Below are 21,667 nucleotides of genomic sequence, written 5' to 3'. Positions count from 1 at the left end.
CAAATAACGCGCTAGGATCGGGGCCGCACCCGTCGCACCGCGGCCGGATGCATGGCCGCGCCCGGCATCGAGCCGGGCGTTCCGGCACGAGAGCGCAGGGGGCGCGATGGATGGCATCCTGATCCAGCATACGACGGGCCGTCAGCTGTGGTTCGCCGCGCTGTCGGCACTCGTCATCCTGCTCACGCTCGGCATCGCCGCGCCGCATGCGAACGTCGCGCTGCCCGCGGTCGAGCCGTTCATGCCGATGTGCGCGCTGACCGTGTTCACCACCGCCGGCATCGCGGCGTTCTTCCTCGGCGCGCAATTCGCCGTCACGCGCCAGCCGGTGCTCGGGGCGCTGGGCGGCGCCTATGCGTTCACCGCACTCGCCGTCGCGCTGCAGCTGCTGACGTTTCCCGGCGTGTTCGCGCCGCACGGCCTGCTTGGCGCACGGCCGCAAAGCGCCGCGTGGATGTGGATCTTCTGGCACACCGGCTTCCCGTGCTTCGTGATGGCCGCGCTGGTCGCGCGCGAGCGGTTCACGCGCGTGCCCGTCGGCGCGGCGCAGACGCGCCTGTGGGCGCTCGTCCTGGTCGGCGGACCGGCCGTCGCGGCGGCGCTGCTCGGTGTGCTCGCGCTGAACGTGGCGTTGCCGCCCGCGCTGCAACCGCCGGACGCCGCCGCATTGCTGCCCGTGAACGGCATCGGGCTCGCGGTGTGGATCGCCAATGCGCTCGCGCTGGTGACGGTGCTGGCGGCCGGCCGGCTGCGCACGACGCTCGACCTGTGGCTCGCGATCGCCGTGCTCGCGTGCCTCACCGATACCACGCTGAACCTGCTGAGCACGAACCGCTTCACGGTCGGCTGGTACGTCGCGCGCGTGTTCAGCATGTTCACGCCCGGCGTGCTCGTCTGCGTGCTCGCGTGGGAAGTGACGATGCTGTATCAGCGCCTGTTCGAAGCGCACGCGACGCTGATGCGCTCGTCCGCGCGCGACGGCCTGACGGGCGTCTACAACCGCAGCCACTTCAACGATCATTTCCACTTGCTGTTCCTGCAGGCGCGTCGGCAAGGCGAGCCGCTGTCGCTGCTGATGGTCGACGTCGATCACTTCAAGGCATACAACGACACGTTCGGCCACGTGAAGGGCGACGCGTGCCTGATCGCGGTCGCGAATGCGCTGACGGGCGTCGTGCGCCGGCCCGCGGATCTCGTCGCGCGTTACGGCGGCGAGGAGTTCGCGATCGTGCTGCCGAACACCGGCGCACGCGGCGCGCGCATCGTGGCCGACGAAGCACGCGAAGCCGTGCTGCGGCTCGACCTGCCGATGCCCTCGTCGCCGACGGGGCGCGTGAGCGTCAGCATCGGCTGCGCGACCGTGTCGGCCGATGAACTGTCGACGCCCGATGCGCTGATCGAAGCCGCCGACGCCGCGCTGTATCGCGCGAAGGATGCCGGGCGCAACTGCGTGGTGATGGGGTGAAAACGTCGGAGGAATCGCAGTTGTTACGGTCAATGTGACCGGAATAATCCGCCGTTACCGATTGCGGTTCGGCGAAACGATCGCTTACAGCCGGTGCCGACCGCGCTCGCTATGCTCGATTCATCTCGAATCCGCGCAGGTGAGCACGATGAAGAAAACCCTGTTGTTGATTGCCGGCGTCGCCGCGTTGTTGAGCGGCTGCATCGTGGTGCCTGATGGTGGCGGGTATTACGGTGACGGGTATTACCATCACCATCGTCATTGGGATTGATTGCGTGAAGGTCCGGCCGCTTCGCGGCGGACCTGAGCGGCACGGCGGGCCGAGGCCGGCGATTGGCTCGCAGCAGCCGGCCTCGGAACCGGTCACTTGCCGATACAGAACCTGCTGAAAATCACCCCCAGCAAGTCATCCGAAGTAAATTCCCCGGTAATCGAATTGAGCTGCTCCTGCGCGAGCCGCAGCTCCTCCGCGAACAGGTCGAGCGACTGCGCGCGCTGCTCCGCGTGATCGGCCGCCTGCGCGAGATGCTCCTGCGCGGCACGCAGCGCGATCAGGTGCCGCTCGCGCGCCAGATACACCCCCTCGGCCCCCGCCTGCCACCCCGCGATCCGCAGCAGCTCGCCGCGCAGCAGGTCGATCCCGTCGCCGCGCTTCGCCGACAGACGCACCTCGGTGAGATCCCCTTGCGCCGCCGGATGCGCAACCGACGCCGGCGCGCCGGTCAGGTCCGTCTTGTTCAGCACGCGCACGACCGGCACGCCCGCCGGGAACCGTGCGGCGATCGCCTCGTCGTCGGCCGTCATCCCGCCGCGCGCATCGAGCAGATGCAGCACGACGTCCGCGCGCTCGATCTCGCTCCACGTGCGCGCGATGCCGATCCGCTCGACCTCGTCCTCGGTCTCGCGCAGCCCCGCCGTATCGATGATGTGCAGCGGAATCCCCTCGACCTGGATCGTCTGCGCGACCTTGTCGCGCGTCGTGCCGGCGATCGGCGTGACGATCGCGAGCTCGGCGCCCGCCAGCGCGTTCAGCAGCGACGACTTGCCGACGTTCGGCTGCCCCGCGAGCACCACCGACAGCCCTTCGCGCAGCAGCGCGCCCTGCCGCGCATCGCCGAGCACGTGCGCGAGCTGCTCGCGAATGCGCGCGAGCTTGCCGCGCGCGTCCGCCGCCTCGAGAAAATCGATTTCCTCTTCCGGGAAATCCAGCGTCGCCTCGACCAGCATCCGCAGCGTGATCACGTCGTCGACGAGCGTATGGATCTGCCGCGAGAACGCGCCGTCGAGCGAGCGGCCGGCCGAGCGCGCGGCCGCCTCGGTGCTCGCCTCGATCAGGTCGGCGACCGCCTCGGCCTGCGCGAGATCGAGCTTGTCGTTCAGGAACGCGCGCCGCGTGAACTCGCCCGGCTCCGCGAGCCGCAGTCCGGCGCTGCGGCCGGCGTCGAGGCAGCGCTGCAGCAGCAGCTGCATCACGATCGGCCCGCCGTGCCCCTGCAGTTCGAGCACGTGCTCGCCGGTGTACGAATGCGGCGCCGGGAAATACAGCGCGATGCCGCGGTCGAGCGGCGCGCCATGCTCATCGAGGAACGGCACGTAGCTCGCGTGGCGCGGCGCGAGCCGCTGCCCGCACAACGCGTCGATCAGCGGCAGCGCCGCCGCCTCGCCGCGTCGCCCGAACGACACGCGGACGACGCCGATCCCGCCGCGGCCGGCAGCGGTGGCAATGGCGACGATCGGATCGGAATCGGTAGCAAGCATGGCAATCGGAAATCAGCGGTGGAACGGCCAACCCGCGCGGAACGACGCACGGGCATCGGGACGCCGGCATTGTAGCGTGACGACGCACCCGTCACCGCGCCTACCCGAACCGCGATTAGGACTAGAATTAATTTATCCCGTTAGAGATAAGATAAATACTAATCGAACCGCGCGAGCCAACATCAGTTTCGGATAGGTACGCCCAAACAGGGCGACTCGCGCGCAGTCGGCATACCAGGATATTCCTCTGATAATAGCTTGAGACTCATCCGAATGAGATACGTTTATCTCAATTGGTTGTCTGAAAGCCGTTAGTCGAAATGCACAATCTCTTCCATGCCGACATCCGAAGAGAAAAAGGCGTTCTCCGTACGCCTGAAATTCGCCTTGCAGCGCAACCCGCACAAGATCGTGGGCGCGACGGAGCTTGCCAACCAGTTCAATCTTCGACACCACGGCGAGCATCCGGTGTCGCCGCAGACGGCGCACAAATGGCTGACGGGGCGCACGATCCCGACGCAGGACAAGCTGCGCACGCTCGCGGAGTGGCTTCGCGTCGATCTCCACTGGCTGCATTACGGCCCGCCGCCGAACACCGCGGCGCATTCGACGCCGCAACCGCTGCCGCGCGACGAGCGCTACCCGCCGACGCCCGAGACGATCGAGCTCGCGTCGAAGATCGAGGCGCTGTCGCCCCACCATCGCTACCTGGTTCAGGAACTGATCGAGCAGTTCTACGGCGACGCGACGAAACGCTGAGCGCCGCACCCGTAAAAAAAGCCGCAGGGCCCGAAGGCCATGCGGCTTTTTTTGCATCGTCGCGACGGCCGGGGCCACGGGGCGGACAGCTTCCGCCCGCGGCGCCGGCCGATCGTCAGGCGGGTTTCTTCTTGAGCCCGCCCAGCTTGCGCGTGATGTAGTACTGCTGCGCGATCGACAGCACGTTGTTCACGACGTAATACAGCACGAGGCCCGCCGGGAAGAAGAAGAACATCACCGAGAACGCGATCGGCATGAACATCATCATCTTCGCCTGCACCGGGTCCGGCGGCGTCGGGTTCAGCTTGGTCTGCACGAACATCGACACGGCCATCAGCACCGGCAGGATGAAGAACGGATCGCGCTGCGACAGGTCGTGAATCCACAGAATCCACGGCGCGCCGCGCATTTCGACCGACGCGAGCAGCACCCAGTACAGCGAGATGAACACCGGGATCTGGATCACGACCGGCAGGCAGCCGCCGAACGGATTGACCTTCTCGGTCTTGTACAGCTCCATCAGCGCCGCGTTCATCTTCTGCGGGTCGCTCTTGAAGCGCTCGCGCAGCGCCTGCATGCGCGGCGTGATTTCCTTCATGCGCGCCATCGACTTGTAGCTCGCGGCCGACAGCGGGAAGAACACCGCCTTGATCAACAGCGTCAGCAGCACGATCGCCCAGCCCCAGTTGCCGACGAAGCCGTGGATCTTCTCGAGCAGCCAGAACAGCGGCTTCGCGATGATCGTCACCCAGCCGTAGTCCTTCACGAGCTCGAGGCCCGGCGCGATGCCTTCCAGCATGCGCTCCTCTTCCGGACCCGCGAACAGGCGCGCCGACACGTCGGCCGACTGGCCCGGCGCGATCGCGCCGACCGGCTGCTTCACGCCGACGCGGTACAGCGCCGGATCGAACTTCTCCGCGTAGATGTCGCGCTTCACGCCCTGCTTCGGAATCCACGCCGATGCGAAGTAGTGCTGGACCATCGCGACCCAGCCGTTGTCCGCGGACTTCTCGAAGTTCGCCTTGTTCTTGTCGAGATCGCTGAAGTCGATCTTCTGGAAGTGCTTGCTGTCCGTGTAGACCGCCGGGCCAAGGAACGTGTGCGAGAACATCGGCGTCTCGACCGCCGTGTTGTCGCGCACGAGCTCCATGTAGACCGTCGGCGACACCGGCGCGGTGCCGACGTTGTCGATCTTGGTATCGACGTCGATCACGTAGCTGCCGCGCGTGAACGTGTAGGTCTTCACGACCTTCACGCCGCCCTTCACCGGCGATTCGAACGACAGCTTCAGCGCGTTCTGGTCGCCCGACAGCGTCGTCGGGCCCGCGTTGACCTGCGAGTAGACGTCGTTGTGGTTCGGGAAGTCGCCGCCGAGCAGGCCCGTGCGCGCGAGGTACGTGTGGCCGGCCGTGTGGTCGAACAGCGTGATGTAGAGGTCCGGCTGCTTGCCGTCGCCCTGCTTCTTCAGCGTCAGCTTCGCGAGCGTGCCGCCGCGCGTGTCGATCTCGCCGTCATACACGTCGGTCGAGAACTTCACGAGCTGCGCCTGCGCGGCGGGCGCCGTCGTCGCGGGCGCGGCGCCGGCTGCCGCGGCCGGCACGTCGCCGGCCGTCGTCGTGCCGGCGCCGGTGCCGGCGCCGGTCGCGCCGGCGCCGGAAGCGCCGCCTGCGGCTGCGGGAGCCGTCTGCGTGGCGCCCGGGAAGAACATCGACGGGCGTCCATGGGAGCGCTGCCAGTTGTCATAGAGCATGACAGCTGACATGAAGAAGATCACCCATAGGACGGTGCGTTTGATATCCATGCGTTGTCTCAGAGTCGATGGGACTGCGCTTCGGCGTCGCCGCGGGCGCGTGTTTCGGAGTTGGGCGGCGGAACGAGGTCGATGCCGCCCGAGGAAAACGGGTGGCATCGGCACAGTCGCCTGGCGGCGAGATACGTGCCGCGCGCGGCGCCATGATACTGGATTGCCTCGCGCGCGTAATCCGAACAGGAAGGATAAAAACGGCAACGGTTGCCGAGCAGCGGACTCACGGCAACCTTGTAGAAGCGCAGCAACGCGATCAATACCGTTTGCATACCCAACGCGGCGCCGTTCAGCGCCGCTTCAAAGCCGGCCGCGCAGGCGCGAACGCCGCACGGCTAACGGGTGCGTCACTCGGACGCGGGCTTCGACGCGCGGCGGGCGATCTCCCGGGCCGCCCTGTCGAGCAGCTCGCGGATCTCGGCCGCGCACATCGCCGCGAGCGGGGCGGAAGCCGCGCTCGGCAGCACCTTCTTGTCGAAGCGCGTGTGCTGCCGCAGCAGCAGGTCGTAACCGGCGAACTCGGCCCGGCGCAGACGAAACGCGTCGCGTGCGAGCCGCTTCACGAGGTTGCGCGTCACCGCGCGCGGCGCATACTTCTTGCCGACCACGAGCCCCAGACGCGCGGGCTGGCCGGTCGGCCTGCCGTAAATCACGAAGTGCGCGGAGCGCCGCCACGGGCGCAAACGAAAAACGGATGAAAATTCATCCGTTTTCAGAAGTCGCGCAGCTTTGGGGAAGGCGGCTTTCGTCTGCAACGGATTCGCACCCGGCTCGACGGCCCCTTCCGCATCACTGCGGACGGCGGTCACAGCGCGCAACCCGCGTTAGATCGCGAGGCGCTTGCGGCCCTTCGCGCGGCGAGCGTTGATGACCTTGCGGCCACCTGCCGTCTTCATGCGGACACGGAAACCATGGGTGCGCTTGCGGCGCGTCACGGACGGTTGGTAAGTACGTTTCATGATGCTCTCTCTTGGTTGAGAATGTCGGAATTCAGGGACCGCGCACCCTTACCAACAGGCCTTCGGGCGAACGCAATCGCCGGAAATACAGGATTGGTTTTCGCGGAACCCGCTATTTAAACCGTTTTTCTCTTGACGGTCAATACTTTACCAGGCGCGCCGGGGCCCTGTGATCCGGCCCCGCGACCCACAGCGCACCCTGTGGATAACTCGCGCTGTGGCCGCGTTTGCGGGTAGAATCTCGCCTTATCTCCAAGAATCCCGCACGCCGCGTCGGCCCAAGCCTGCCCCTCCACCGCTGTGACGCAGGTGTCCGACGCATGCTCGCACGACCGCTTCGGGCCTTGTTGCGCATTCGCGACAAGGGCGCCGGCGAGCCGCTGTGCACGCAAAAAACGACAGTTACTTGATGAACGATTTCTGGCAACACTGTTCCGCACTGCTGGAGCGCGAGCTGACGCCCCAGCAGTACGTGACGTGGATCAAACCCTTGGCCCCGGTGGCCTTCGATGCGGCGGCGAACACGCTGTCCATCGCCGCGCCGAACCGCTTCAAGCTGGACTGGGTCAAGAGCCAGTTTTCGGGGCGGATCTCCGATCTGGCCCGCGATTTCTGGAATGCGCCGATCGAAGTCCTGTTCGTCCTCGATCCGAAGGCCGGCATGCGCAGCGCGCCCGCGGGCGTCGCTCCGGCCGCGCCGCGCATGCCGCTCACGCCGAACGGCCCCGCCGCGGCGGTCGCCGCGATTGCCGCAAACCTGACCGCACATGCATCGGCCGCGCCGAGCGCGCCGGCCGACGTGCCGCTGACGCCGTCGGCGGCCGCCGCACACCACCTGCACGGCGACGACGCCGACATCGACCTGCCGAGCCTGCCCGCGCATGAAGCGGCCGCCGGCCGCCGCACGTGGCGCCCCGGCAACGGCGCCGCGCCGGCCGCCGCCGGCGAGACCGATTCGATGTACGAGCGCTCGAAGCTGAACCCGGTGCTCACGTTCGACAACTTCGTGACGGGTAAGGCGAACCAGCTCGCGCGCGCCGCCGCGATCCAGGTCGCGGACAACCCCGGCATCTCGTACAACCCGCTGTTCCTGTACGGCGGCGTCGGCCTCGGCAAGACCCACCTGATCCACGCGATCGGCAACCAGCTCCTGCTCGACAAGCCGGGCGCGCGGATCCGCTACATCCACGCCGAACAGTACGTGTCCGACGTCGTGAAGGCGTACCAGCGCAAGGCGTTCGACGATTTCAAGCGCTACTATCATTCGCTCGACCTGCTGCTGATCGACGATATCCAGTTCTTCTCCGGCAAGTCGCGCACGCAGGAAGAATTCTTCTACGCGTTCGAGGCGCTGGTCGCGAACAAGGCGCAGGTGATCATCACGAGCGATACGTACCCGAAGGAGATTTCGGGGATCGACGATCGCCTGATCTCGCGCTTCGATTCGGGCCTCACCGTCGCGATCGAGCCGCCCGAGCTGGAGATGCGCGTCGCGATCCTGATGCGCAAGGCCCAGTCGGAAGGCGTGAACCTGTCGGAGGACGTCGCGTTCTTCGTCGCGAAGCACCTGCGCTCGAACGTGCGCGAGCTCGAAGGCGCGCTGCGCAAGATCCTCGCGTATTCGAAGTTCCACGGCCGCGAGATCTCGATCGAGCTGACCAAGGAAGCGCTGAAGGACCTGCTGACCGTGCAGAACCGGCAGATCTCGGTCGAGAACATCCAGAAGACCGTCGCCGACTTCTACAACATCAAGGTCGCCGACATGTATTCGAAGAAGCGTCCGGCGAACATCGCGCGGCCGCGGCAGATCGCGATGTACCTCGCGAAGGAGCTGACGCAGAAGAGCCTGCCGGAAATCGGCGAGCTGTTCGGCGGGCGCGATCACACCACCGTGCTGCACGCGGTGCGCAAGATCGCCGACGAGCGCAGCAAGGATGCGCAGCTCAACCACGAGCTGCACGTGCTCGAACAGACGCTGAAGGGCTGACCGGCGCGCCGGGTTGAGAATTCGGCGTCCGCCCCAATTTAAGGGGGGCGGTTCGGTTTTGAGGCACAATACAGGTTTGACCGCTCCGGCGGCCAAGGGCCAAGAGCCCGGCCGGCGGGGCGTTGCGAGGCTGCTGCAGGCCGTTATCTCAACGAAGGAACTCTATGCAACTGGTCAAGACCGAACGAGACACCCTCCTCAGGCCGCTGCAAACGGTCAGCGGCATCGTCGAACGCCGCCATACGTTGCCGATCCTCGCCAATCTGCTGATCACCAAGAACGGCGCGGACGTTTCGTTCCTGTCGACCGACCTGGAGCTGCAAATCACCACGCGCGCCGATTTCGGCGTCGGCAACGACCAGGTCGCGACCACCGTTGCCGCCCGCAAGCTGCTCGACATCCTGCGCGCGATGCCTGACGGCCAGGTCACGCTGTCGCTCGCCGACAAGCGCCTGACCGTCCAGTCGGGCAAGAGCCGCTTCGCACTGCAGACGCTCGCGGCCGACGAGTTCCCGACCGTCGCGCAGGCGAAGGATTTCGGCGCGAGCCTCAGCGTCCCGCAGAAGTCGTTCCGCCAGTTGCTCGGCATGGTGCACTTCGCGATGGCGCAGCAGGACATCCGCTATTACCTGAACGGCATGCTGCTCGTCGTCGACGGCGACCAGCTGATGGCCGTTGCGACCGACGGCCACCGCCTCGCGTTCTCGTCGATGAAGATCGAGGGCGGCGCATTCGGCCGCCAGGAAGTGATCGTGCCCCGCAAGACCATCCTCGAACTGCAGCGCCTGCTCGAGGACATCGACGACACCGTCACCATCGACATCGCGCAGACCCAGGCGAAGTTCACGTTCGGCCAGGTCGAGCTCGTGTCGAAGCTGGTCGAGGGCAAGTTCCCCGACTTCCAGCGCGTGATCCCGAAGGCGCACAAGAACACGTTCGAGATCGGCCGCGAGGAACTGCAGCGTTCGCTGCAGCGCGCGGCGATCCTGACCTCGGACAAGTTCAAGGGCGTGCGCTGCATCATCGCGCCGGGCCAGCTGAAGATCATGTCGACCAACGCCGACCAGGAAGAGGCGCAGGAAGAGCTGGAAATCGCCTACCAGGGCGACACCGTCGACATCGGCTTCAACGTCACCTATCTCCTCGACGTGCTCGCGAACCTGAAGGTCGACACCGTGCAGGTGAGCCTCGGCGACGCCAGCTCGAGCGCCCTGATCACGGTGCCCGAGAACGACGAGTTCAAGTATGTCGTGATGCCGATGCGCATCTGACGCGCGCGACATCACGACACACACCAGGGGGCGGCAAGCCCCTTTGGCGTTTTTATGGCGAATCTAAAACCCCTCCTTTCGGCGCCGGGCCGGCGCCCTGGACGGGTCAGGAAAACTGGAGCGGCCCGGCGTTATCCACAAGATGCGCACCGCGCCGCCGCTTGAGTGGCCTCGCAGAACCGGAAGATATCCATGAGTGAACAGCACAATACGCAGCCCGATAACAGCAGCTACGGCGCCTCGTCGATCCAGATCCTCGAGGGTCTGGAGGCGGTGCGCAAGCGCCCCGGGATGTACATCGGCGACACGTCGGACGGCACCGGTCTGCATCACCTCGTGTTCGAGGTGCTCGACAACTCGATCGACGAAGCGCTCGCCGGGTACTGCAACGACATCCACGTGATCATTCATGCGGACAACTCGATTTCCGTGACCGACAACGGCCGCGGGATTCCGACCGACGTGAAGATGAACGACAAGCACGAGCCGAAGCGCAGCGCCGCCGAGATCGTGATGACCGAGCTGCATGCCGGCGGCAAGTTCGACCAGAACAGCTACAAGGTGTCCGGCGGCCTGCACGGCGTGGGCGTGTCGTGCGTGAACGCGCTGTCGAGCTGGCTGCGCCTCACCGTGCGCCGCGACGGCAAGAAGCGTTTCATGGAGTTCCATCGCGGCGTTGCGCAGGACCGCGTGATCGAGACGGTGGACGGCGTGGAAGTGTCGCCGATGCAGCTGATCGGCGATACCGAGAACCGCGGCACCGAAGTGCACTTCATGGCCGATCCGACGATCTTCGGGACCGTCGAGTATCACTACGACATCCTCGCCAAGCGGATGCGCGAGCTTTCGTTCCTGAACAACGGCGTGCGGATTCGCTTGACGGACCTGCGCTCGGGCAAGGAAGACGATTTCGCGTTCGCCGGCGGTGTGAAGGGCTTCGTCGAGTTCATCAACAAGACGAAGAGCACCCTGCACCCGACCATCTTCCACGTGAACGGCGAGAAGGACGGCGTGGGCGTCGAAGTCGCGATGCAGTGGAACGACAGCTACAACGAAAACGTGCTGTGCTTCACGAACAACATTCCGCAACGCGATGGCGGCACGCACCTGACCGGCCTGCGGGCCGCGATGACGCGCGTCATCAACAAGTACATCGCCGACAACGAGATCGCGAAGAAGGCGAAGGTCGAGACTTCCGGTGACGACATGCGCGAAGGGCTTTCGTGCGTGCTGTCCGTGAAGGTGCCGGAGCCGAAGTTCAGCTCGCAGACCAAGGACAAGCTGGTTTCCTCCGAAGTGCGGGCGCCGGTTGAGGAAGTCGTCGCGAAGGCGCTGGAAGAGTTCCTGCTCGAAACGCCGAACGACGCGAAGATCATCTGCGGGAAGATCGTCGAAGCCGCGCGTGCGCGCGATGCTGCGCGCAAGGCGCGGGAGATGACGCGTCGCAAGGGCGTGCTCGACGGCGTCGGCCTGCCCGGCAAGCTCGCGGACTGCCAGGAGAAAGACCCGGCGAAGTGCGAAATCTACATCGTCGAGGGCGACTCGGCAGGCGGCTCGGCCAAGCAAGGCCGCGATCGGAAGTTCCAGGCGATCCTGCCGCTGCGCGGCAAGGTGCTGAACGTCGAGAAGGCGCGCTACGACAAGCTGCTGTCGTCCGAGCAGATCGTGACGCTCGTGACCGCGCTTGGGTGCGGGATCGGCAAGGACGATTACAACCTCGACAAGCTCCGGTATCACCGCATCATCATCATGACCGACGCGGACGTCGACGGTGCGCACATCCGGACGCTGCTGCTCACGTTCCTCTATCGGCAAATGCCGGACATGATCGAGCGCGGGTATGTGTATATCGCGCAGCCGCCGCTTTACAAGATCAAGGCGGGCAAGGATGAGCGGTATCTGAAGGACGACTCGGAGCTCAACGCGCATATGCTGCGGCTCGCGCTGCAAGGGTCGGAGCTGGTGCCTGGCGAGAACGCGACGGCGATTTCGGGGGATGCGCTTGGGGAGCTTGCGCGGTCGTATCTGATGTCGCAGAGCGTGATCGAGCGACTCAGCCGCCTGTATGACCCGGCCGCGCTTGAAGCCGTCATGGATGGGGTTGTGATCGATCTCTCCAGCGAAGAATCGACCGAGGCTTCGGCCAAGGCGCTTCACGCCGCGCTGCATGATGAAGCGCTCAAGAACGAAGTGCGGGTCGTGCCTTCGTATGACGCGGTGCGCGAGCTGCGGTCGCTGCGGGTTGAGCGCGCGCATCACGGGAATGTGCGGGTCTCCGTCATCGACGAGGAATTCCAGCATACGGCGGATTATCAGCAGCTCGTGACCACCGCGAATACGTTCAAGGGGCTTATTGGGGAAGGGGCGGTCATCAAGCGGGGGGAACGCAGTATGGCTGTCGGCGACTTCAAGAGCGCGATGAAGTGGTTGCTGGCGGATGCCGAGCGGAACGTTTCGAAGCAGCGGTATAAGGGGCTGGGGGAGATGAACCCCGAGCAGCTTTGGGAAACGACGATGGATCCGGCGGTAAGGCGGTTGCTGCGGGTGCAGATCGAGGATGCGATTGCTGCGGATGGGATCTTTACTACCCTCATGGGGGATGAGGTCGAGCCGCGGCGGGCGTTTATCGAGTCTAATGCGTTGAGGGCGGGGAATATTGATGTTTAACAGCGAATGTAGTGCAGGGAAACGGAATTAGTGAGACTAGGGCGCCTCGCATGAGACCGGAAAAACGGAATTCGTGTGACTACCCTGACGACAAGTTCGGATGGCGTTGCAGGCAGTAGTTGGCGTTCACGTCTCGCGGCGCCGGCAATTGTTGGCACGAAACGTCTAAGGCACTGAACCGGCTTTTCCCCGCACATCGATCATCGTTCGTGACACTGTCCTTTGACGGACAGCGGGAACGATCGCGACCAATAGATCGAACGGCTTTGGGTAGCCCAGCTTCGAAGCTGGGCTACCCATCTAGTTTCACAAAGGTCGTGCGTTATCGGATGGAGTGATCGGTTGGCATCGGTGATAGATCGTCATCTGAGTACCCTGGAACAAAGATCTCGGCTCCCCGAGTTGCTTGAGTGGGTGGTGTACTCTCCACCCACAGCCAATCCACAAGCGCTGGCGGCATTCCAACGAAGACATTTGTGTTCCAATAATTTTCCCAATGGCTAAAGCGTTCGTTGAAGGGCACCGCCAAGCTTTTTTTCGGATCCGTCGATTTGTCCTTGGCCGCGAGTTGTGTCGAAATGCATTCCTTCAATTCCCTAATACCCGGAACTGTAGGCTCAACGATGCGGCTCCAGATTTGTGATGGGACCAGCGAAGCTAGTCTGTCGTGCAAGTCAGATCCAAATTTCGGCGATTTATTTTCGTCAACCTCCACAATAGGCAAGTAAGCAACGAGCTGAAGTGGATTCGCGAGCGCCTGCGGCCTTGGCTTGCCTTCCTGCATAAAGAGCGGGTCAACGTCGGCGATGACCATCGCCTGCTCACTATCGCCAAGAGCGTCGGAGCGACTGTTGTAGTAAATACCCTTTGACCACCCCGCATAAGGAGTTATGTTCGTGTCGCGGTGGACGTTGTGCCCGCCGCCATTCCAACTATTTCGCCCAATAAAGCAACTTCCGCCGACCGAATGGCTATCGACGGCGTTGCAAAAGACAGTTGTCGCGCCACCGGCGAGCAAAGCGGCTTGGCCAAAGATCCAATAGTCGGCCGATCTGGTCGTCATCGCTGGCACCAGCAGAATTGAACGTCGCTTCATCGACGCTGTTGTATCAGAGATGCCCAGAAATCTCGCAACGTTAGCTATGTCATACTGTACTTGCATCATCGCGGCCTCCTCATCCAGTCTTGCACCGAATCGACGCGCCAGTTTATGCAGTTCTACAGCGAGCGTTTGATGGTTGGCGAGGCTCATTGGCAAGAACAGCTCTGAGCACACAAATTCTGCGAAACATTCCAGATGTCGCAGTTTTCCGACGTAATGGAGTATTTCGGCTGCCGATACCGCCTGTGAAGTGGCAGAACGAAGGCCTCCCTTGGAACGATGCTCTAATTCGTGCAACAGCCCAGAACTCGAAAAGAGCGGCTCCAGCGGTTCCAAAGGAGGATTAAAGACTTCGGCGGCTGCGAGTGATGGATATTTCTTGCGCCGCGAGAAGGTACAGACAACTCGTTCTCCGTTCTCCAATTCCAAAGGCGATAGCATGGTTAGTACCGCACTGTGCTCGCCAGAAATGTAACCTCCGGTGCTTCCCTTCGTGACGACAGACGACGATTCGAATGTCTTCTGATATTCGGCTAAACCGAGAATCTCCCGATATACCTTTTCGAAGTTCAGATCTGACGATCGACCATGCAACTTGTAGGTGCCGGCCAGTATCGAAGGCGCCCCCGTCCTTAGCTGCAGCTGGTTTTTCAGCCAACCGACAGTATCAGGTCTAACCGAGTACTCCGGAAGTACTAAAACATCCACATTAAAGCTTTCGCATGCGGTTAGCGCCTCAGTGAGAAACTGCCTGCGACGATATTCGATCGCGCTCGCTTCAAAGGGTAAAAGTGGCTTCGAAATTCCTCCGACCGGCTCCCTCCGTGGTGGCCATTTCTTGTCCCATTTGTCCGCATCGATTGCCGGATGATGATAGGTTTCATCCAGCTCCCATTGCATCAGCGCAATACGCACGTGTCCTGGCGACTTCGCACGCCTCAACTGCCACGTGTTCTGCTGCAACGTCCGCCAATCATTCCGTCGACCCAATGACGATGAACCGGAAGGAGTGGAGATCTGCGGGGCTCCCCGCAACGCATCATCAGTCGAGCGTAACTCATTGATCGACGAACGCGATTCTTGCCTGTTGTCGGCTTGGCTACTCTTTTCAGACGCCTTGTCCGTTATATGAATGCCAGTCTCGAATACGTCACCACTAGCCGTTTCGGATGGGCTTCCGGGCGTGTCCGATGCAACGTCGCCTTGTGAGTCTTTACGAGCGAAAGCCTCCTCGTTGAGCAATTTGCCAAGCCGTGTATCGCGCGCAGCGACGATTAAAAGGCTTCCTTCCGCGTCTCGTGTTTCATCCCAGATACCGAGGATTTGCCTGCCTATCGTAACCCGCTCTGGTTTTGTGCCTCCACCCAATAGAATCTGCCACGGTGCGACGCCCCATTTAGCTCCGCCTGAATCGGTGAAGCTGCGATCCGCAGGATTAAGTTTCCACTGCCCGACTACCCGAGAAGTATGATTGAGGCCGATATTCGCCTCGAATTCGCCGACGATGACTGTGCTCGAAGCAAACGAAAATTCCGCCCATTGCTCAAGCACAGCTGCGCGATCGCATTCAAACGGCCAGTCGGGATGTACACCATCTCCATCTTCAACAGTCGTAGATGCAACTGCCGAAAGGCTAGTTGCCAGCGCTTTTGTACGATCAACTTGATCAATACTCCACTCGCGCATCACCGGTCTTTTCATTAATCCGTTGATCAGACCAATTCGCCCCGCCAGCAAAACTAGCCAACCGAGCGGGGTAACGTTCGCGAATGCCCGCTCCGATGCACCTTCGGCTACTTTTTTTTGGAAGAACTCTGTAAGAACGCTAACAGATCCGTCAGGCCGATCGAAAAGAAAACCTCTCTCCTCAATTTGCCATACTTCGGCGACTTCACCATCGAGGGGGAGTGGCCATTCCTCCTTTCTTGGAAGGGCCTCCACCGAAAACGTCAGCTCACGTAACCACGCCGATATCGCTGCAAGCCGCAATCCTGAGACCAGCACGGTGAGGCTTCGCTCTTGCTCTCCGATAGGCTCTGTGGCCGAACGCAATGACGAAAATCTATTGGCTAGAGACCAGTATGTCCGCGGCAGAATGCGTTCTGTCGATAGTGTGTTGGTAGTATTCGACTCAGAGAGTTGACCGAGCCAACCTAGCTGTATCCGGCTAACGACGCGTATGGCGACCTGCTCGAAGAAAGCTCCCACGATGCCAGGATAATTCAGCGACACGTCAGTCGCGAGGCGTGTCCGCATTCCAGCGGTCTCGGCTTCGCTAGAAAGCACGTAGGCCATCGCGTTGTGGTATTCCCCGTCAACCGGGAACTTTCGTAACAGGTCAAGTGATCGGGCAATGGATGCAGGAATGTAATCTCGCCCCGGCGGGGATTGGAGTACACGTCCGTTTACGTATGCTCCTCGTAACTTACGAAGAACGTTACGAAGAAGATGCGCGGCAGGATCGAGGTTATCAGCGGCGTCGTGATGACCAAGAGCGAGTGGGTTCAATGAAGCGTACTGATCGAGATCGCTTCGAAACCCGAATAAATCGGACAGAAGAACACCAGCTCGCCAATGTCGACCATATAGTTCCGGCACGTCGTAGGTCTGCAAGCCCCGCGCGCCGTTGCGCACGAATGCCAGACCGTCAAGCGACGACCGCGGATAACGCGGCGAGAGTAGTGTCAGCTTTAATGAGGTCTCGTCGCGGCTCTCGGGACGCGAGTTGACGACCAGATATGGCCAAGCCGGTGCAAACTCGGCACCGTCGATCGACATATCTTTCCCGACAATATGATTTAACTTTGCGATCGACTCGTAAGCATCTGCGATCCACGCCAAACAGCGGGTGGTTATTGATAACGCAGGAGGTTGCAACAGCGCGTAAGCAGGCGAGTTGTCCGCAGCCCATGCCGCGCTATACATTTGAAGCCCATCCACCCCTTGGACTTGCCGCCAATCGAGCGCGATTTCTTCAACGGTTCCGCTCGTGGACGCAACGCGGAAGCTAGGAAGCAACGTTTCCGCATCGTCTCGTTGGGGCGTAACCCACCATACGGTCGAGATTTTTGCCCAATTGCCATCTCTCTCGGTATGAGAAATGAGAAGTAGCCCTCTCGCAGGCACGCCTGGTAAGGGCGGAAGGGGGAGCTTTTCTCCGCCGCCCTGTAGCAAGTGTCCTCGTCTTGAGAGCAACTTTGCCAGATGCTGTCTCGGCGCGATAGCGGCAAGCGTCTGGAGAGAGAGCAAAGTAGTCTCGCCGTCCTGCTTTTGCCGCCCAAGCGTGTTGAATGGATCATCATCATTCGGCAATAGACCGCGCAGCAACGGCAGAAACCTATCGTGCGTAACCGAAAAATGCGCTGCTCTATCGTCCCTCAGCCACCGCTCCATCCTTTCGAGGTCACTATCAAACCCTGATAGCGGATCCGCTTCTAAGAAATCCGTCTCAGATGCCAGCGCTGCGATCGCTCGATGGATCCATTGAAACCCGTCACTCAACACATTGAATTCAGACTGGCCACTAGAGGTTACTGCGACACCCGTTGTACCGGTCCTCCAAGTTTCCGCATCTGTAATAAGTGATCGCCGTAGCGAAGCGCGCAGTGGGTCGCCAAGATGATGGAGCAAAATCTGGGCTGTTTCGTTGCGAGAATCAGCCACGGGAGCGTCATCGGTCAAACACGCGGCTTTCCAGCGCATGCAGATGACACGCTGGAAAAACATTCGACGCAAGCGCTCTGTCCCGTGTCCCCATCCTGGGGGCGCATCTTCGCGGTCGGTCTGTTCAAACATTCGCGCGAACTCCAGAGAGCGGGCTACGCGCGCCAGGCCAGCGATACACCTTGTTCGTTCAATTGATTCTTCTGGTGTCAAACCAAATTCGACATGGTTTGCCCTCTCGAACAGATTCTCCAATCCTTCGATCGCATGGAATGCCGGATCATCCCAAGGAACTCGTACATCTAGTGTAAAAGGTGCGCCTGAAGTTACGGTACCCCAAAGCTTCCAGTAGCACGCAATGACATCTTGCGCACTATATTGAGTTTCCTTGAACGACAGCGCAGCTTGATACCACAACCAGCGCGAAGCTTTCCCTAGTTCCGCCGGTCGCAAATCATCGGCCCTCAGTGCCGTGTAAACTTGATCCAGAACCGTATCGGCCGGCATGGCGTACAGCCGAGAATCCCGAAGAAGCTCCAACGATGTTTGCCGGCGTGGCCCCTCGGTCTGCCACATACCCCAGCCGGCGTCGCCATCACCAGATTCAAGGAGTAGCGCCTCTTCTCGCGGACCATAGGCCGGTAGTGCGCGGCCAGCAGTTAGATGCTGTGAAAATTCCTCCGCTGACATTGGCGCGAAATTTTCTTTCGAAATCAGTTCAAGCTGTAGAGTGCGAGCGACATCCTCAGCGGCCGCTCTCAGAACATCGAGTATTCCTTGATTTTCGGCCAAAATGACCACGTCATCGACATATCTCGCGTAACCAGCCCGAACAACTTGGTCGAGGTTAAGCTCCTGTAGCTTTGCACGCATCACAGCGTCAAGCTTGAAGAGAATAATATTTCCGAGCCACGCGGACAGCACTGGCCCCTGTGGTATGCCCTTCTCCCGATCGGATGCTATCGGATGTCCCGTGTTCGGATGGTAGTAGTAAAATCCGAAGCTCTGATCCAGAAGAAAATCGATAGCAGCATGTTGACGCTCGGCTTGCAGTCCCGTAGGGCGAAAGAGCGGAACGAAGGCCTCGCGACTATCACCTAGGCTTTTGTACGCTGACTCAATACTGCTACCCAAAATGTCTTTTACGACGATACGCGTTATGCGATCGTAGTATCTCTTCAAATCTAGACGGACCATATGAACATGGCTCATCGCTCGCCCCTGCCTCAGCAGCGAAGAGATGAAGCCGCGCCAGCACTCGAAATATGGACGAAACATTCCGCCTTCGCCTGGAGGAGAGCGGCCCTCTAGCGCATCCATGTCGACTTGATACGCAAAACTCAGCGTTTCGCTATGTTCAGTTCCTCCTGGTTCGCCAGTTGTGCGCACGTGATCAATTGAGCGGTAGTAGCGAACGGCCGGAATATGATTGCTAAATTTTGACTCGGAACCGTCGTCTAGGCGCTCCGTGAGCAGTTCATTCATTAAGTACTGCTGTACGATCAAATCCTCAAGGCACGGCATTGCCTTGAGGCGTTCTTCATCCTTGCCAAATCCTCTCGACACGACGACGGCGTCGAAAGGCTCGATCGGCTGAAACTGGACTTGCTGGAGCCGCGTTATGAGACCTTCGTTAAACGCGGTGGCGGCAAGTGATACGCGCCTCCATGCCGCTATATCCGAAAGCACCTCGCCTTTGTTTGCGCCCGCCTGAGCGAGTTCACGCGCGATATTCAGTTGCAGGACGATTTCTTCCGCAGACTGGATCGGTAGTCCAACACGTGTAGGAAGCGGATTCTGAATAAATCGCCAGACATCTTGATGCCACTTGCCGTATGAGCCGGATTGTGCCGTTCCCGTTGTCAGGACGCGATCGACAAGACCACCTGCCAAGCTCTCGAGTAGTACAGCTAGGCGATATTTCGCTCCAATGGGAATCGTTTCCCAGCGGTTGTCTTCTAGGATGTCTACCGGCGGAACCCTGAGCCGCTCAGCCAGAAGCGCTACCGCGACCGGGTGGGTGGAACGGTTAAGATATGCAATTGCCGGCCCCGGTTCATCGAACATTCTGAGTAAATCGTCCGGATCCTTAATTGGAAGCGATTGCGAATGAGCCAATTGACCGTCAATTGGCCAGACGAACCCTAACTCTAGGCGGACGTCCTTATCAAGTTTAAGGACAGTTTGTATGGATGCTGTCGCCCCTTTCAAGCCGGCCCCATCCTGGTCTAGGAAGAATCGGACCTGCAGGGGAGCCATATCGGGCAACGTACCCGCGAAATCGATTAGGATTCGAGCTTGAGCGTCCGACATGCGCGAGCCGAGAACTGCCACGGCGGACAAGCCAATGCTTTCGAGCCTCAAAGCATCGACTAGTCCTTCGCAAACGTATACCACTGGCTTGGCACCGTCGGCTAAGTGGGCTTTGATTTTGGCAAGCGCGAAATCCGCTCGATAGAGCACCTGCGATTTAGGCAGGTTCGGCGAATAGAGATACTTCGGCGCGGGCGACTCGTTTAACCTTCTCCCTGCAAATCCCAACATTCGCCCTGAAGCGTCCCTTATTGGAAAAATCACCCGACTGTCGTTAAAGAAATCTCTATATTGCCCACCGAGATTTAGATAAGTCTCGGCAGCGATAACATCTAACTTCTTTCTTTCAGAGCGTATTAGGCCTGCACTTTGCAATTGACCGAGCAGTTCCCTGAATGCGCCGAAATCAGATCGACTGTTCTCAACATAATTCACGAGTGTAGCCGGGGCAGCAAAACCCAACTCTGCCGCGGCAGCGATTTCCTTGGGCAGCGCGCGAGCCTTCAACCATCCCTCAAGTGCTTTCGTATCCTTCTGCCTGTACACCCCGGCGACGCGCTCGAGAACGCCGGTATCTGCGGACGTCGGTTCGACGATCGCCCGACCTCTTGTTATCGGAGACTTTCTTGCTGATGCACCACTTACTAGTGCTGGCGACGCTAATCCATAGGACGACGCCAGCCAGCGCACCGCCTCGACAAAGTCCAATCCTTTCGACTGTTTGACTAGTTCGAAGATATCGCCGTGAGCGTCGCAGACAAAGCAGTGGTAATGCGCCTTATCTCGTGGTGTACCCGGATACAGCGCCATGGATGGGTTGGTGTCGTTATGGAATATACATTGCGCATACGAACGGCCGCCTACACGCCTTACCGGAATTCCCAACCGCTCGGCGAGATCGTCAATGTGGATCGTGTCAGCTAGTTGTGCGATTAGTCGACGGATTTCGCTTCCAGGTTTTGTCGGGCTCATTTTAGATATTTGATACTGTGGTTTTGCGACTCTAACACTGTGAGCGAATCCAGCCCGTCACAATTGGCATACCGCCGGCCTCTTCGTCCAGGCAGTCAACGGTACCGACCGCTGCATCGCCATCCTCTTCGCGTTGAACAACTGATTCGTCAGGCTCGAGCTCGAACACCACGACCGGATTGCTGTAGTAGGCCGGGGCTGCCAACGGTTCGGTCGTCTTCTTCAAGTCCAGAATAGTAAGCCATAGCTTGCGATACTTCTCGTCTACCGGTCGCTTGCCGCGGACTTCCAACGTCGGAAATGACGATGCGGCTCAAAAGTGAAATTAAAAAATTACTCTTTAAAATCAATTGCTTATGCGTTGACCTGCCTCTAGATTTGATCTATGTTTGGTAAATCGTATGTCCATCCGCCGTCATTTCGCCATGTCAACGCCGATCGGAATTTACCTCCGAACCCTTCGATTGCGAGCCGGTTTGCGGCAGCAGGAGCTTGCTGACCGGCTTGGATATGACGCGTCACATGTTTCGAGCGTGGAGGTGGGGCGGAAGAATCCGTCTCAGGAGTTCCTGGAGCGTTTTGCTGCATCGCTTCAGCTCGCGCCGGACCAGAAAGCGGACTTGGAAAGGGAACTGTTGGATTCGCCGACGAGCATCCAGTTGATACCGGATTTGCCCACCGACGAGTACCGCATGTATGCGGAACTTGCCAGGAAGCTCGGGCGGCTGTCGCCCGGCCAAATCGCGACGATACGCAGGATTGCTGGGCTAGACGAGGAGATACGGTCACACCCGACTTATCAGCCGGCTCGCATCAAGCGTCGAACAAAAGAGGAGGTGCCAATGTAAAAACGGGACAAACCTCGCGGCCTGCCCCGTTGCGAGCCAGCGAACGACGCTAACTCGGTTGGCGCCTTTAGTATCGTTCGCCCCCCCGCGACAGTCAAG

At 60.8% G+C, this 21,667-nt stretch carries 14 protein-coding genes; 7 read left to right on the top strand and 7 right to left on the bottom strand.

Translation table 11 applies throughout. From position 1 onward, the window contains the following. Positions 1-106 precede the first annotated feature (106 nt). Positions 107-1,465 (top strand): sensor domain-containing diguanylate cyclase, encoded by a 1,359-nt coding sequence (locus WJ35_RS11450; protein ID WP_069239185.1) that lies wholly within the window; start codon positions 107-109, stop codon positions 1,463-1,465. A 148-nt stretch (positions 1,466-1,613) separates the two neighbouring features. After that, entirely contained in the window at positions 1,614-1,736 is a 123-nt protein-coding gene (locus tag WJ35_RS32515) for a hypothetical protein (RefSeq protein ID WP_257785821.1), read from the top strand. 92 nt (positions 1,737-1,828) lie between these two features. Here WJ35_RS32515 and mnmE read toward each other — a convergent pair whose 3' ends face one another. After that, positions 1,829-3,223, bottom strand: coding sequence for a tRNA uridine-5-carboxymethylaminomethyl(34) synthesis GTPase MnmE (mnmE, locus tag WJ35_RS11445; protein WP_060238507.1), 1,395 nt, complete (start codon positions 3,221-3,223; stop codon positions 1,829-1,831). A 336-nt stretch (positions 3,224-3,559) separates the two neighbouring features. Between mnmE and WJ35_RS11440 the strand changes: the two genes are divergently transcribed. Next, positions 3,560-3,982, top strand: a complete 423-nt coding sequence (locus WJ35_RS11440; RefSeq protein ID WP_060238505.1) for a transcriptional regulator — start codon at positions 3,560-3,562, stop codon at positions 3,980-3,982. 115 nt (positions 3,983-4,097) lie between these two features. Here the strand turns inward: WJ35_RS11440 and yidC are convergent, their stop codons facing one another. From yidC to rpmH, 4 genes are all read right to left on the bottom strand, one after another. Further along, a complete protein-coding gene (yidC, locus tag WJ35_RS11435; RefSeq protein ID WP_069239184.1) occupies positions 4,098-5,783 on the bottom strand; it encodes a membrane protein insertase YidC in 1,686 nt (561 codons plus the stop codon). An 8-nt stretch (positions 5,784-5,791) separates the two neighbouring features. Further along, entirely contained in the window at positions 5,792-6,058 is a 267-nt protein-coding gene (yidD, locus tag WJ35_RS11430; RefSeq protein ID WP_059527039.1) for a membrane protein insertion efficiency factor YidD, read from the bottom strand. A gap of 75 nt (positions 6,059-6,133) precedes the next feature. Next, positions 6,134-6,595 (bottom strand): ribonuclease P protein component, encoded by a 462-nt coding sequence (rnpA, locus tag WJ35_RS11425; RefSeq protein ID WP_060238503.1) that lies wholly within the window; start codon positions 6,593-6,595, stop codon positions 6,134-6,136. A gap of 15 nt (positions 6,596-6,610) precedes the next feature. Beyond that, the gene (gene rpmH, locus WJ35_RS11420) at positions 6,611-6,745 is read right to left on the bottom strand and encodes a 50S ribosomal protein L34 (protein ID WP_004198824.1); all 135 of its coding nucleotides are present in this window, start codon (positions 6,743-6,745) and stop codon (positions 6,611-6,613) included. A gap of 409 nt (positions 6,746-7,154) precedes the next feature. Between rpmH and dnaA the strand changes: the two genes are divergently transcribed. From dnaA to gyrB, 3 genes are all read left to right on the top strand, one after another. Beyond that, positions 7,155-8,732 (top strand): chromosomal replication initiator protein DnaA, encoded by a 1,578-nt coding sequence (gene dnaA / locus WJ35_RS11415; RefSeq protein ID WP_069239183.1) that lies wholly within the window; start codon positions 7,155-7,157, stop codon positions 8,730-8,732. 164 nt (positions 8,733-8,896) lie between these two features. Beyond that, on the top strand, positions 8,897-10,003 hold the full coding sequence (gene dnaN, locus WJ35_RS11410) for a DNA polymerase III subunit beta (protein ID WP_010097668.1): 1,107 nt from the start codon (positions 8,897-8,899) through the stop codon (positions 10,001-10,003). Between the two features lie 192 nt (positions 10,004-10,195). Further along, on the top strand, positions 10,196-12,670 hold the full coding sequence (gene gyrB / locus WJ35_RS11405; RefSeq protein WP_010097666.1) for a DNA topoisomerase (ATP-hydrolyzing) subunit B: 2,475 nt from the start codon (positions 10,196-10,198) through the stop codon (positions 12,668-12,670). Positions 12,671-12,992: 322 nt separating this feature from the next. On the opposite strand, the gene WJ35_RS29980 is transcribed toward gyrB, so the two are convergent. Beyond that, positions 12,993-20,720 (bottom strand): CHC2 zinc finger domain-containing protein, encoded by a 7,728-nt coding sequence (locus WJ35_RS29980; protein ID WP_155121898.1) that lies wholly within the window; start codon positions 20,718-20,720, stop codon positions 12,993-12,995. A gap of 31 nt (positions 20,721-20,751) precedes the next feature. Further along, the gene (locus WJ35_RS11400) at positions 20,752-20,946 is read right to left on the bottom strand and encodes a hypothetical protein (protein WP_155121897.1); all 195 of its coding nucleotides are present in this window, start codon (positions 20,944-20,946) and stop codon (positions 20,752-20,754) included. A gap of 175 nt (positions 20,947-21,121) precedes the next feature. Between WJ35_RS11400 and WJ35_RS11395 the strand changes: the two genes are divergently transcribed. Next, entirely contained in the window at positions 21,122-21,568 is a 447-nt protein-coding gene (locus WJ35_RS11395) for a helix-turn-helix domain-containing protein (RefSeq protein ID WP_196773730.1), read from the top strand. Positions 21,569-21,667 lie beyond the last annotated feature (99 nt).

The sequence above is a fragment of the Burkholderia ubonensis genome (genome assembly GCF_001718695.1).
GTDB lineage: Bacteria > Pseudomonadota > Gammaproteobacteria > Burkholderiales > Burkholderiaceae > Burkholderia > Burkholderia ubonensis_B.
Note: the sequence above shows the minus strand (reverse complement) of the source record. Positions and strands in the feature narration are given on the sequence as shown.

What these genes read in the sequence shown, in the direction of transcription:
- WJ35_RS11450 (WP_069239185.1), top strand. Translation starts at nt 107, where the DNA reads ATGGATGGCATCCTGATCCAGCATACGACGGGCCGTCAGCTGTGGTTC.
- WJ35_RS32515 (WP_257785821.1), top strand. Translation starts at nt 1,614, where the DNA reads ATGAAGAAAACCCTGTTGTTGATTGCCGGCGTCGCCGCGTTGTTGAGC.
- mnmE (WP_060238507.1), bottom strand. Translation starts at nt 3,223, where the DNA reads ATGCTTGCTACCGATTCCGATCCGATCGTCGCCATTGCCACCGCTGCC.
- WJ35_RS11440 (WP_060238505.1), top strand. Translation starts at nt 3,560, where the DNA reads ATGCCGACATCCGAAGAGAAAAAGGCGTTCTCCGTACGCCTGAAATTC.
- yidC (WP_069239184.1), bottom strand. Translation starts at nt 5,783, where the DNA reads ATGGATATCAAACGCACCGTCCTATGGGTGATCTTCTTCATGTCAGCT.
- yidD (WP_059527039.1), bottom strand. Translation starts at nt 6,058, where the DNA reads ATGCAAACGGTATTGATCGCGTTGCTGCGCTTCTACAAGGTTGCCGTG.
- rpmH (WP_004198824.1), bottom strand. Translation starts at nt 6,745, where the DNA reads ATGAAACGTACTTACCAACCGTCCGTGACGCGCCGCAAGCGCACCCAT.
- dnaA (WP_069239183.1), top strand. Translation starts at nt 7,155, where the DNA reads ATGAACGATTTCTGGCAACACTGTTCCGCACTGCTGGAGCGCGAGCTG.
- dnaN (WP_010097668.1), top strand. Translation starts at nt 8,897, where the DNA reads ATGCAACTGGTCAAGACCGAACGAGACACCCTCCTCAGGCCGCTGCAA.
- gyrB (WP_010097666.1), top strand. Translation starts at nt 10,196, where the DNA reads ATGAGTGAACAGCACAATACGCAGCCCGATAACAGCAGCTACGGCGCC.
- WJ35_RS29980 (WP_155121898.1), bottom strand. Translation starts at nt 20,720, where the DNA reads ATGAGCCCGACAAAACCTGGAAGCGAAATCCGTCGACTAATCGCACAA.
- WJ35_RS11395 (WP_196773730.1), top strand. Translation starts at nt 21,122, where the DNA reads ATGTCCATCCGCCGTCATTTCGCCATGTCAACGCCGATCGGAATTTAC.